11 protein-coding genes and 1 pseudogene are annotated in these 13,812 nt (G+C 35.1%); all 12 read left to right on the top strand.

Features of this window, described 5'->3' with window-relative positions; all coding sequences use genetic code 11:
• The first annotated feature begins 367 nt into the window (after positions 1-367).
• The 12 genes and pseudogenes from ACJMML_RS03900 to ACJMML_RS03845 all read left to right on the top strand — a co-directional run bounded on the left by ACJMML_RS03900 (position 368) and on the right by ACJMML_RS03845 (position 13,778).
• Positions 368-4,804 (top strand): hypothetical protein, encoded by a 4,437-nt coding sequence (locus ACJMML_RS03900; RefSeq protein WP_405306065.1) that lies wholly within the window; start codon positions 368-370, stop codon positions 4,802-4,804.
• A 118-nt stretch (positions 4,805-4,922) separates the two neighbouring features.
• Complete coding sequence (locus ACJMML_RS03895; protein WP_405306064.1) at positions 4,923-5,513, top strand: DUF366 family protein; 591 nt, start codon at positions 4,923-4,925, stop codon at positions 5,511-5,513.
• Positions 5,513-6,028 carry a 6-pyruvoyl trahydropterin synthase family protein gene (locus ACJMML_RS03890; protein ID WP_405306063.1) on the top strand — a complete coding sequence of 172 codons (516 nt, stop codon included), beginning with the start codon at positions 5,513-5,515 and terminating at the stop codon, positions 6,026-6,028. The genes ACJMML_RS03895 and ACJMML_RS03890 overlap by 1 nt, the downstream gene beginning before the upstream one ends.
• Positions 6,028-6,726, top strand: a complete 699-nt coding sequence (locus tag ACJMML_RS03885; RefSeq protein WP_405306096.1) for a 7-carboxy-7-deazaguanine synthase QueE — start codon at positions 6,028-6,030, stop codon at positions 6,724-6,726. The genes ACJMML_RS03890 and ACJMML_RS03885 overlap by 1 nt, the downstream gene beginning before the upstream one ends.
• A 64-nt stretch (positions 6,727-6,790) precedes the next feature.
• Positions 6,791-7,729, top strand: coding sequence for a CBS domain-containing protein (locus ACJMML_RS03880; protein ID WP_405306062.1), 939 nt, complete (start codon positions 6,791-6,793; stop codon positions 7,727-7,729).
• Between the two features lie 22 nt (positions 7,730-7,751).
• Positions 7,752-8,555 (top strand): annotated as a pseudogene (locus ACJMML_RS03875) (CBS domain-containing protein).
• A gap of 34 nt (positions 8,556-8,589) precedes the next feature.
• Positions 8,590-9,393, top strand: coding sequence for a prephenate dehydratase (gene pheA / locus ACJMML_RS03870; RefSeq protein ID WP_405306095.1), 804 nt, complete (start codon positions 8,590-8,592; stop codon positions 9,391-9,393).
• 61 nt (positions 9,394-9,454) lie between these two features.
• Entirely contained in the window at positions 9,455-10,192 is a 738-nt protein-coding gene (locus ACJMML_RS03865; protein ID WP_405306061.1) for an endoglucanase, read from the top strand.
• A 15-nt stretch (positions 10,193-10,207) separates the two neighbouring features.
• Positions 10,208-10,750 (top strand): hypothetical protein, encoded by a 543-nt coding sequence (locus tag ACJMML_RS03860; protein ID WP_405306060.1) that lies wholly within the window; start codon positions 10,208-10,210, stop codon positions 10,748-10,750.
• Positions 10,751-10,759: 9 nt separating this feature from the next.
• Positions 10,760-11,269 carry a flavoprotein gene (locus tag ACJMML_RS03855; RefSeq protein ID WP_405306059.1) on the top strand — a complete coding sequence of 170 codons (510 nt, stop codon included), beginning with the start codon at positions 10,760-10,762 and terminating at the stop codon, positions 11,267-11,269.
• Between the two features lies 1 nt (position 11,270).
• Positions 11,271-11,915 carry a phosphopantothenoylcysteine decarboxylase gene (locus tag ACJMML_RS03850; RefSeq protein ID WP_405306058.1) on the top strand — a complete coding sequence of 215 codons (645 nt, stop codon included), beginning with the start codon at positions 11,271-11,273 and terminating at the stop codon, positions 11,913-11,915.
• 1,563 nt (positions 11,916-13,478) lie between these two features.
• Positions 13,479-13,778 (top strand): STAS domain-containing protein, encoded by a 300-nt coding sequence (locus ACJMML_RS03845; RefSeq protein WP_405306057.1) that lies wholly within the window; start codon positions 13,479-13,481, stop codon positions 13,776-13,778.
• The last annotated feature ends 34 nt before the right edge of the window (positions 13,779-13,812 follow it).

Below are 13,812 nucleotides of genomic sequence, written 5' to 3'. Positions count from 1 at the left end.
TTTTAAAATGTTCATATATTATTAATTATGTTAATTTTGCATTATTTTCAAAACAATCATATTACGACAATGTATCTTGGGGGGGTGCTATCATGTAGAATGGTGTTAATGGTGTTGTTTCAGGTTGTCAAGAGTATACGAAAGAACAAAAGCACTATAGACATTGACGCCGTCGAGTGACTACATTCAATGTACTGCACAGGCAACTGATTAGCGGTTGCCCATTAAACTCGTGCTTGAATATTATACAGAATATTTGATGATTAAAAATGTTTTGACATGATTTATTGGATTCAATTGAAAAAATTGAGCATACTAAATAATATATTGAACAAATTTAAATATTGGAAAAAACACATTACATATCATGTTAAGTAAGAGGCTTGTTTTTGTTTTTATCTTACTGATACTGGTAATCGGAGCAATTTCCACAGTAAACGCTAATGATTTAGCGGACGAGAAAATTGGTGATTATAGTGATGACAAGATAGAAATAATAGATGAGGAAGTATCTGAAGATGAAAATAACCTTGAAATAGCTGAATCCGATTCGGTTGTTTCAAACAGTGATGAAGATGAAAACGTTTTAGGTGCAGCAGATGGAACTTATAAAACTCTTCAAGATGAGCTTGACCAGCTTTCTCCTACAGTTACATCATTTTCATTAAATAGGAACTATCATTATGACCAGACTATTGATAGCGACTATCCGCTAATATACATTGATAGATCCATCACTATCAATGGAAATGGACACTCCATTGATGGAATGGGCAAAGCAAGAATATTTTCTATAGCAAACCCACATGAATCCGTGACAGTGACATTAAAAAACATTGTATTTAAAAATGGATTCAGTAGCACTACCGGAGATGATGATGGTGCTGGTGGAGGAATTTTCATATATTCCGCAAAAGTCACTTTTAATTCATGTAATTTTATAAATAACCACGGAGCATCCAACGGTGGTGCAATATTCATGACAAATTCAGATGTGAATTTTGATACATGTGTCTTTACAAACAATGCAGCAAATACACAATCTGGTATGGGTGGAGCAATATGTGCAGTCCGCTCAAGTGTTTCTTTTAAAACAACCGAATTCAATAATAATGATGCATATGTCGGAGGAGCCATCTTTTCACAAAGCCACGATAGTTTAACAATCAACTCCTGTGATTTTAACGATAACAAGGCTATCGCCGGAGCGGCCATGTACACATACAATATAACTGGATTATCAATTAAATCAAGCACATTTTCCAGAAATAATGCAAGCGTTAATGGAGGAGCAATCCATTTATATAAATCAAACTCCGCCCGTATAGAGACTAGTGAATTTTTTGACAACATAGCTGCTGTCTACGGAGGTGCAATTTATTCTGATAGTAATACACTAATCATAGATGGCTGTAATTTCACAAGATCCTCTGCTAATGAAGGAGGTTCAATATATCAAACCGGAAATGGTGGAGGAATAAAAGGGTCTCATTTCACTGATTCTGGAGCCAGCACTTACGGCGGTGCAATATCATGTAGCGGAATTGGAATTGTAATAGAGGGTTCCTCTTTCACAAATTGTCATTCCGACACATATGGTGGTGCAATCCATTTGAAGGGAGACAGTTGTGGAATAATAATGTCCGATTTCACTGAATGTTCTTCAGGCACAGGAGGAGCAATTCTTTGGGAAGGTGAACGTGGTTCCATTTCTCAATCAACTTTCAATAGAAACCAAGGTGAAAATGCAGGTTCAATTTACTGGAGCGGTGATAGAGGAAAGATATATCAATCTGAATTCAACGAGGATTCCGCTGAGGGAGTTGCAGGTTCACTTTACATTCATGGAAACGATTTTGAATTGAGAGATTCTACTTTCACAGGAACATCTGCCCTCAACTCCGCAGGAGCAATTCAAAGCACAGGTGATAATGCTGTTATTCAAGGTTGTACCTTTGAGTTATGTACAGCTCTAAACAACGGAGGTTCACTTGTTGTAGTTGGTGAAGGAACAAGACTAAGTTATAATCAGTTCAATAAAGGCTTGTCTAGAAATGGAGACGGTGGATCAGTCTACTGGACTGGAGCCAATGGTGTGTTATCCTATTGTAATTTCAACGAATCATATGCCACCAACGGGGATGGAGGTGCAGTCTACTGGACAGGAAATAATGGCGAATTATCTAACTGTGGGGTCATGATGGCTTACGCTGAAGATGGAGGCGCGATTTTCTGGTCTGGAGATAATGGTAGAATATGCGAATCCAATTTCAATCGTGCTGATGCGGATAAATATGGAGGCGCAATCTTAGGATATAATTCAAAAATTAATGTGGAATCATGCACATTCACCGACACTAGAGCCAAATTAGCTGCTGGTGCCATCTTCTTACAAGGCCCTTGGTCTACTGTGACAGGATGTACTTTTAGCCATAGCAAAGTTACTGATGGCCAATCCTCTGGAGGAGCCATTTATATAAATGAAGAGAACATTATAATAAGCGATTCCACATTCACAGACTGTTCATCACCTAAAAATGGTGGAGCCATTACAATAGCCAACGATACTAATATGGTAAATAACTGTAATTTCATTCGCTCAAATGCAAGAAATGGAGGAGCAATCTTCTGGCAAGGAGCTGATGGTATAGTATCCAATTCCAAATTCGAAAAAAGCTCTTCAGATGAATATGCTGGAGCAATCTACTGGAAGGGAGATAATGGTAAAGTTACCAATTCAAATTTCACAGAATCCTCCTCTAACACGGGTGGTGCAATATACTGGGAAGGAAATAATGGTGCTTTAACCTATTCCAATTTAAATGACAACACTGCCCAGGGTGCAGGAGCAATATACTGGCTCGGGTCCGGTGCAAGAATATCCAATTCCAATTTCAATAATGATTTTGGTGTAGGAGTAGGAGCTATTGCTTTAGACAGCTCTAACGCCATAATAGATGCCTGCACTTTCACTAAATGTAACAGTGACCACAGTAGTGGGGCAATCCAGGTAAACGGAGCAAAAGATATTATAACCAATTCACAATTCACAGACTGTTCCGCAAAACAAGGCGGAGGAACAATAGTTTGGGTTTCTGACAAAGGTGAGTTAACAAATTCTAACTTCAATAACTGTACCAGCGATATGGTTGCAGGATCAGTCTTCTGGAAAGGTGCAAAGGGAGTTGTGGACAATTGTAATTTCACCAACTGCAGAGCTCAAGAAGCTGGAGCTATCTGCTGGAATGGAACCGAAGGTAGATTAAGCAATTCCAGATTCGATGGCGACAAAGCAACACGAAACGGTGGGGCAATCATATGGGCAGGAAGCAATGGAAACATAATCAAATCCAATTTCCTTAGATGCGAAGCCGAAAACGGTGGAGCAATCGAATGGACTGGAGATGACGGTACCATAACTAACACAAACTTCGATAATGACAAAGCAACACAAAATGGTGGAGCACTCAGATGGATAGGAAACAACGGAAAAATTATAAGAACTGAAAATGGTAATAACTTCATCAGATGTGAAGCTGCAAACGGTGGAGCAATCGAATGGATAGGAAACAACGGTATCATGGACCATCTTAACTTCGATGACAACCAAGCAACACAAGACGGTGGATCAATCAGATGGGTCGGAAGCGACGGAAAGTTAATCAATTCTTATTTCATTAGATGCGAAGCTGCAAATGGTGGAGCAATCGAATGGACCGGAACCGCAGGTACAATAACTCAAACCACTTTTAATAAGAACAAAGCAACACAAAATGGAGGGGCAATTGACATAACTGGAAACAACGCCAATATAAACGATTGTAAATTCCTCAAATGTGAAGCTGCAAACGGTGGATCCATTGAATTGGCTGGAGACGACGGTACCGTAACCAACTCCAAATTTGAAAACAGCAAAGCAACACAAAACGGAGGGGCAATGCATGTTACCGGAAGCAACGGCAAGGCTAACGGTTGTACTTTCTCATACTGTCAAGCTGAAAACGGTGGGGCAATGTTTGGAGGTATCGCCAGCAATTGTATATTCAACAACAATAGCGCTACAAACGGTGGTGCAGGATGTGAAATAAGCGCTACAAACTCCAGTTTCATAAACAATACTGCAACCGAAAATGGTGGAGCTGTTGAAAACGGTACTGTAACTGACGATTGTACTTACCAAGGCAATAGCGCAGGAGTCAGTGGAAACGACACTTCAAACACAGTCATAAATAAAACTTCTTTGGCCACTGTGATTACATCTTCAGCTGTCAAAACAGTATACAATGGAAACAAATATCTGGTAATTAAGTTAAAAGACAGTAACAACAATCCAGTTTCAGGTGTTTACTTAAAGATTAGCCTTAATGGAATCAAAACTCTAAAAACTGATGCTAACGGTCAAGTTAAAATATCCACCAACGGTTTAGCTCCGAAAACCTACAACGTGGAAATTAGTTTTGACGGAAATGAAAACTACATAAAAACAAGCCAAACCACCAAGGTTATCGTGAAAAAGGCAACACCTAAGATGACTGCCAAAAAGAAAACATTCAAAAGGACAGTCAAAACCAAAAAATACACTATTGTCTTAAAGGACAACAGAGGTAAGGCAATGAAAAATGTCAAGGTCACCTTGAAAATCAAGGGCAAAAAGACAATCACTGCCAAGACCAACTCCAAAGGTAAAGCAACCTTTAAAATCAAGAAATTGACTAAAAAGGGAACTTACAAGGCAACAGTGACCTTCAAAGGAAACAAATACTACAACAAAGTAGCCAAAAATATCAAAATCAAAATCAAGTAATTGCTTCGGCAGTTACTTACTTTTTTTTATTTTTTTCAAAATAGCTATACGATACTTTTTTTAATACCTTTGACTAAATATAAATAGGTAATTTAATAATTTTAAAATAGGTTATATCATGGCTATTACTCATAAACACATTGATGAAATATTTGAATATGATGGAAGTCAAATAAATCCCTCATGGGCATTTCAGGAGTTTGGAATTTACGGATCATCAATCATAACCTGGATAGGTCCCGTTAACATCACTCCAGATAATCTAAAGGATTTCGCTGATGTGGGCTTGGAAATCAAATCAAACAATATGGTCAATTTCATCTGTGAATTTTTTGACCAGCAACCACCGAACATGAGGGTGGCTTATCTAAGACAAAGGCTTCTTGTCATGATATTTAGAGAAGTATTGACTGAATATGGAGTTCAAACAAAAAGGGAAGGTGATGACATTTTTGTTGAGGATAGGAAGTTATCTATCTCAATTGCAAGCATATCACTCAGCTCTGCAAAGATTCATTTTGCCTTGAATCTGGAAGACAAGGGAACTCCTGATGATGTTGAAACCATTGGACTTTTTGACATCAGAATTGATGATGAACAGATATTCACTGAGGATAATCTATTGGAATTAATTAATGAAACAGTCAATAGGTTCATTGATGAGTTGGAAACTATTGAAAATGATATAAGCAAAACTAAGGTGTTATGATGAAAATTTTAGTTAATGGTATTCAATCAAATTTAAGATTCTCCTCTGCACATGTAATTCCAGGTCATGAATCATGCGGATATATTCATGGACACTCTTACTTTGTTGATGTTGAAATTGAAGGTGAGAGGGCAGGAGATTTTGAATTTGTAGTTGATTTTAAAGACGTTAAGGGTTATACAAAAGCGATTTGTGACGAGCTTGATCACAGATTGCTCATTCCGGTTTATAATGACTTGATTGAATTCAAGGATTTCGACAAGAAGACAGATTCAATTTTTGATTTGAAAAAGAAGCACACTGTTCATTTTAAAATTGATGGCAAGGGATATTCCTTGCCGGGTGTTGACTGTGTGTTCCTTCCTCTTCCGTACACTTCCGCTGAAGAGCTGTCAAAGTTCTTTGCTGAAACTTTGGCCAAAAAGCTATCCGAAACTTATGACAATTTGGAATATGTTGCGGTCTGTGTAAATGAGGGAATCGGACAGGGCGCTGAATATAGGAAAGATTTATGATGAAAGCGCCGATAATTGAAATATTTTCATCCTTTCAGGGTGAAGGCCTTCTGATAGGTGAAAGACAGATTTTTGTAAGATTTGCAGGATGCAATCTGAACTGCAACTATTGCGACACCAATGACAGTAAATCCGAAAAGTCAGGCAATCTGATGACTCCGGAGGAGGTCACAGCTGAGATAACTAAATTGATTACTCCTGACTGCAAAACCATATCATTTACTGGAGGTGAGCCGAGCCTATATCCTCAGTTCATTTCTGAGGTGGCAAAAAATTTCAATCTTAAAATAATGCTCGAAACAAATGGCACTCTACCGGAAAATATATGTTCCATTGAGAAATTGGACATTGTTTCTCTGGATATTAAGCTGCCTGAGCATTTTGATGGTGATTTTGACAATTCCATTTTTTTAAATGAGATTAAATCACTAAATTTATTAATGAAAAAATCTATAAATGTATATTGTAAAGTAGTTATATTGCCATCAACAAAAATAAAGTCATTTAAAGGGGTAGTTGAAAAATTATCGCAAAATATTTCAAACAAAAGCAACCTTAAAATAATTATCCAACCTTCCAGTCCGTTAGGAGAATGGAAAGACATTAATTTTAAATTATTTGAGTTTTCCGAAGTTGTTGGGCAATATTTTGAAGTTTCCACCATTCCTCAAATCCATAAGATTTTGGATATTGAGTGAATTTTTGTTTTTAATATTGATTGATTTTTATTTTTACGATAGCAATTGTAAATGAGGTGTGTAAATGAAAGATAAAACATCTATTAACAGAAAATCAAACACAGGCGCAGTTGAACGTGAAACCAAAGTTCATGATAGAGAAGGAGACATCATGGCTATTGCAACCAGAGATGTTATTTCAATCCCTCCTTCAAAAAGTATCAAGGATACTGCTAAAGTAATGATGGAACATGAATTTAGAAGATTGCCAATCACTGACCCTGGTTCTGGAAAATTATTAGGTATTGTAACCGTAATGGATATATTGGATTTCTTTGGTGGAGGAAAAAAATTCAACATTATTGAGAAAAAATACGAAGATAATTTCCTAGCAGCTATTAACGAGCCAGTAAAAGAAATTATGACTCGTGATTTAATCACTGTATCTAACAAAGCTTCTATTGGAGAAACCCTTGAAGTAATGTTAGCTAACCAATTAGGTGCTATACCTATTATTGACGCCGATGAAAAACTTGCAGGAATTGTAACCGAAAGGGATATTGCCCTATCATTAGCAGGCGTTGCAGGAAAAGACATTGTACAGGATTACATGACTACAAAAGTATTCAATACAACTCCTGGAACTTCATTAGGAGATGCATGTAAAATCATGGTTAGAAATGGTTTAAGGAGAATTCCAATTGTCGGTGGTGAAGCTGACATATCCAAAGCGGCTAAAAAATTATTAGGTATTTTAACCTCTACTGATGTCATAAGATTCATCAATGCAAAAGAACTGTTTGACCATTTGAATTCCAATTTGGCAACTGACGTATTGGACCAAACAAAAATTTCAGATATCATGGTTAAAGAGCCAATAACAGTTGAACCTACCATGACTATTGGGGAATTATGCGAAATCTTTGCCGAAAAGAATATCGGTGGAGTCCCAGTCGTTAAAGAGGATAAAATTATTGGAATTATTACTGAAAGAGACATATTAAACGCAGTTAAAAGATATTAAAACATTTTTAGGAGATGATAATATGCAAATTAAGAATTTGATGTCTGAGGATATTATTACCATAGACAAGGATCAAAATCTTTCTGATGCTTTGAAATTATTGCGCAAAAATAACGTTTCACGTTTGCCTGTAACCAATAATAAAGAATTGGTTGGTATTATTTCCGAGAGGGACATTGCCGACAAGCTTGGTTCTTCAAAATATGAAAGTATGCCTGCATGAAGACTTCATATTTCATCTGTAATGGTTAAAGACGTATTTACAGTTCCTGAAACTATGCAATTGGATGAAGTGGCAAAATTAATGTTGGAAAACGGAATAGGTTCCGTTCCGGTCATGGATGCTGATGACAAAATGGTTGGAATCGTATCCAAGGCGGATTTTGTTACTCTTGCTGTGGGAATTGCTTTTGATAAGATTACTGTTAAGGAAATAATGACTAAAGACCTGACAGTAGTTTCACCAACTGAAAGACTTGTTCATGCAAGAAGGCTCATGATTGAAGATCATGTAGGCAGATTGCCGGTTGTTGAAGATGAAAAATTAGTGGGTATGCTGACTTCTAAAGATTTGATGAGAGCATTCATCGATTTTAGAAAAAATGTGCCTGAAAAATACCAAAAATCTCAAATCAAGGAGGTTTTGGTGGAATTCATCATGTCTTCAAATCCTACCGTCACTTCAAAGGATGCAACCATTTCCGAAGTGGCTAACGTGATGATTGAAACTGGATATAACGGTTTGCCTGTTGTTGATGACGGTCAAGTCGTTGGTATCATAACACAAACTGATATTTTAAGACTAATTGAAAAATTAGAATCTTAAATATCTACTTTTTTTATTTTTTTGGGTGATTACTATTACACCAATATCATTTTTAGGACCAAAAGGAACATTCACTCATGAAGCGGCCAGCATGATTGGAGATGAGCTGATTCCATACTGCACAATTCCGGCAGTGCTGGAAAGTGTGGCAAATGATGAAACCCAGTTTGGTGTCGTTCCAATCGAAAACTCAATAGAAGGCCCGGTAGGGGTGACCTTGGATTCCCTGGCTCATAAGTTCGATTTGAAAATATTCAGAGAAATTATCATTTCAATCAATCAGAATCTGATTGTAAATCCTGGATGCACAATGGATGACATTGAGGATGTCTATTCTCATCAGCAGGCCATTTCACAATGTCAGGAATTCATAAGCCAGAATAGGATTCAGCCCCATTATGCCATAAGCACTGCAAATGCTGCCAAAAATATCATTGGAGATAAGTCCAAAGCGGCCATAGGTAACGCAAAGGCTGCGGAGTTATATGGTTTGGAAATTCTCAAGCCCAACATTCAGGACATGGACAATAACGAGACAAGATTCATTGTCGTTTCGAACAGTGACCATGAACCGACCGGCAGGGATAAGACATCAATCATTTTTTCCATATATGAGGACCGTCCGGGTGAACTGTATAATATTTTAGGGATTTTCCAAAAAAATAATATAAACCTGACTAAAATCGAATCAAGGCCATCTAAAAAGGGTTTGGGCAGATATCTGTTTTTCATAGACTTCAATGGTCATAAGGATAATGAAGTAATTCAAGATATCATTGATGAGATTGATGAAAATACCTATTTTTTAAAAGTTTTAGGTTCCTATCCTGAATTTTAGGTAACATTTAAATTATTGTTTGAATATAATTTAAAGTATAATAATTTCAGGGAGGGTAGGAATGTCAGAAGATAGAGATAAACTTCTTCAAGTTATGAATAGTTTGGAAGCAGACTACAAGTCTGGTAAGATTTCTGCAGAAAAATACAGATATTTTCGTTCTAAATATGAAGATAAATTAAATTCTATTGATGCGATGGAAGCAACCAGACGTATCAGATCTATGCAGGGCAAGTCTACCACTAAAACTAAAAAGAGAAGTAAAAAACCTACCAGTCAAAAGAAAAAACAGGAACAAGATTTGGTTCAAAAATATATTATTAATCCTAAAAAGGATGACGCTAGATATAATAAAAAGAAAAAATCCTCAATGAGCAGCGGCGCTTTTACAGCGATAACATTATTGGTGCTTGTAATCGCATTCAGTGCAGGTGTGGCTTATGGTATTTTCAATCTGGATTCCGAATCCATGGCCAGCACAGGTGTTGTTGCAACTGTTGAAGATACAGCATTCCCTGAAGTTGTTGCTGTTGTAAATAATACAAATACTAATTATAATTATACTTCAAATGACAACTACACTCAGACTGACAGTACCGATGATGATAATCAGGATCAGGTTGAAACTACAACGGAAACCACTACAACTACAACTGAAACCACAACCGATTCGTCAGACAGTTCTGATTCCAGTTCCTCAAGCGATTCATCAAGTTCCTCTGACAGTAGTGATTCATCAAGTTCATCGGATAGTTCGGATTCCTCAAGTGACTCTTCAAGTGAGGGTACAGATGGATAATGTAAAGGTGATTTCATGAAAGGCAAAATTTTAATGGGAAGTATTATAGCAATTATTCTTATTATATTCTTGATTTCCAGCGTCAGTGCAGAAAATAATACTGATGACGAAACAAAAGTTTTAACATTATCAAAAGGAGGATTGGTCATCAATTACCCTTCAGACTGGGGATATTCACAGGCCACCTCAAATTATTCCATAATGTCAATTTCAAAACTGGATTCAATAGATTCAGCAGGAATAGGTCAGGTCAATATCAATTTTGAGAAAAAGCCTATTGAAGGAGACTTCTATACATTTGTAAATTCCACTTACAAGTCCATGCAGTATGACGCTTCTTTTAAGTTGATCTCCTCAGGTGACTCTTTAATTGGCGATAGGCAGGCACTGGAATATATCTACACTTCAAATGACAAGGGTATTGAACGTGAGCACAAGGTTGTCTGGTTTGAAAAGGGCGGTCAGGCATATGCTTTAATGTATAGTGCACCAATTGATAAGTTCGAACAGAATTTATACGTATTTGATTATATCCTGTCTGATATTCAGATTACTTAAGGTGTTTAGATGATTGTTCTATGTGTTACAGGTAGCATTGCCGCTACCGAATCCATCAAATTAGCTCGTGAGCTTAGAAGAAACGGCGTTGAAGTTAAATGTTTCATGAGCGATTCCGCATGTGAGATTATCCATCCGAATGCCATGGAATTTGCCACCGGTCAAGAAGTAGTAACCAAATTGACCGGTAAAATTGAGCATGTCAAATATTCTCAGGAAGATTTGATACTTGTCGCTCCTGCAACTGCAAACACAATTTCCAAATTTGCTTATAAGATTGCAGACAATCCGATTTCTACATTGCTGATTACCGCACAGGGCCATGATACTCCGATCATCTTTGTTCCGTCAATGCATGATTCAATGTATCGTGCTATCAAAGGAAATATTGAAAAGATAAAGGAAGAAGGTTCAGCGTCTTTTATAAAACCTAGAATGGATGAAGGAAAAGCTAAATTCCCTTCAAAAGAGGATATTGTTCTTGAATCTCTAAGAACCATTAATTTACATAAAGATTGATATGATTAAAGGCAAGAAGATTTTGATTAGTCTTGGAGGTACTTATGAACCTATTGATTCCGTAAGAGGTATCACAAATAAGTCTTCCGGTAAAATGGGTTTGGCTCTTGCTCGTGAAGCCTATATAAGGGGTGCCGATTTGACTTTGGTCGTTGCAAATGTCAGCGTTGAAATCCCTTCTGTTTTTGATGTCGTTCGCGTTGAGACAGGTAGCGAAATGAACGAAGCCATTTTAAGCATAGTTCCAGACTGTGACATTTTCATATCTGCCGCTGCGGTTTCCGATTTTGAATTGGGACAAAAATCTGATAAGAAAATCGATTCTTCAAGTTCTATTTTTTTGAATTTGAAGCCTGCAACCAAGATCATTCGCCAGATTAAAAAAATCAATCCTGATATTTTTCTTGTTGGTTTTAAGGCCGAGTTCAATATTTCAAGGGATGAAATTATTGAATGCGCTAGAAAGCAAATTGCAGATGCCGGAACGGATTTGGTTATAGCCAATGATATTTCAAAGGACAACTGCCAGTTCGGTTCTGATGAAAATGAGGTTCTGATTGTTGACGATGAGGTTTTGACAGTGCCTTTGGCTTCAAAAAGGGAGATTGCAAAAAGCATTTTTGACGTAATTTCTCAAAAGTTATGAGTTCATCTATCTATCAAGACCATCCAATATAATTTTCAATCATAAATTCATTTATTTTAAAAATACATTTGTTTATTTTAATGTTTTTTATAATTTCAATTAGTTTAATTAATCAATGAGTGGATTATTTTGATGGTTTTTTCAGAGCTATTTTTCCATGCCATTGAAATTTTAAAAATATTCTAAAATCTGTCATATATGTTTTAATTCGGTATTGCATTTTCAAATCAATTTTGTTTTTGCTGTATTATACTGTATATGATGTAAAATTAATTTTGTACTTTGAGTTTTAATCAATCTATTTTTTGATTTATGCAGTAATTTTATATGAAAATTTAAGCTTATTGAAGTAATACTTTTTTAATTAAAAACACTAAATTAATCTTTGAAAAAAAGTTTTTTTAAAATTAGTTTTTAATAAAAATAAGTTCATGCCTTTAGGTATGAGTTAAATGGAGTGATTAATAGAGTGAATCAACCTAAAGGACATTTCAATGAACTTTTATTTTATTTGCATTAGCAATTATAATATTTAATTTTATAGTATAAAAAGCTATCTAAGTAATACTTTTTGGCGGTTTTTGTAGTATTTTTTTAATTTTCTTAAAGCTATTTTTTTGTTGTTTATCACTCAAAAATCAAGTGATTTTTTCAAAGATTTTTCTTGCATTGACAATGCATAATTGCCTTTTTTGTACTTGCCCTATTTCATGATTTGATAAATTTTAAAAACTTTATCTTAGTATTTCTTTTGATAATGGGTGGATTTTGATTTGGGATTTAATATGGTTCGGGTTTTGAATGATTGTGTTGTTGAATCACTGTTTATTTGTTATGTTTGATAAAATTTTTGAATGTTTTTCATTATGCAATTTTTATGGTGTTGATATTTATTGGAGTATCCTCAGTATACTTTTTCGGATATCGATTGATATCAGTTCTTTTTTGTAATTCCATAAAAATTTAAATCAATATGAATCTTTTGATTTTTATTTAAAATTGAAAAATTAATTTTTTTTAACAGATTCTCTGAATTATATCTATTTTTTCCAAATCCTCATCAGTCATATGGTAAAATTTAAAAAATTTTTGCTTGATTCACCAGATAAAAGGAAGAAAGGTAGATGGGTGTTGCACATACTTGATTTTAATTTTAATGTTTTTGGTTGATTTTTTAGGGCAGCTGTTTCCCTTATATTTGTTAACTGCTTTGCAACTTCCTTTTTTAGTTAATTAGTAATTTAAGGCTACTTTGCATTTATTATTGGTTTTTGCTTGTGTGTTTTACCTTTAACTTTTAAGGCGATTTTGTTTTTTTTCATCTTATTTTCCTCCATTTCCTCTTAAATGTAAAATAAAAATGATATTAGTCAAAAAATGTGATAAAATAAATTATTTTGGAAAACTGTTATTAATATTCAATTTATTTAATTATGGGTGGTTCAATGGTATAAATTGTTTTGAATATTTTTTTTGTTAAATTGAGAAAAATGTGTTGTTTGCATAATTATTTAATAGATAATAAAAAGATATTAATAAATAACTTAATAATAGGATGATACTATGAATATTACAAAAAGTTTTAATGAAAAAGAATTGACGTTATCTGTTGAAGGTCGTATTGATACGATCACTTCTCAAGACCTAAATAATGAAATTAATAATGAAATGGGTAATTTTAACTCATTAATTTTGGATTTTGCTGATTTGGAATACATTTCAAGTGCAGGACTTAGAGTTCTAATATCAACACAAAAGAAACTAAAAGCAGACGACATTCCATTCGTTATTAAAAATGTAAATGAAGTCGTTAATGAAATATTTAGGATGTCCGGTTTTGATAAAATCTTGAAGATTGAATAATCTTTGATTCAAAACAAGCTGTCTTAAATTTAAG

Source organism: Methanobrevibacter sp. (assembly GCF_045130115.1).
GTDB lineage: Archaea > Methanobacteriota > Methanobacteria > Methanobacteriales > Methanobacteriaceae > Methanocatella.
This window is presented reverse-complemented; position numbering and strand designations above follow the sequence as displayed.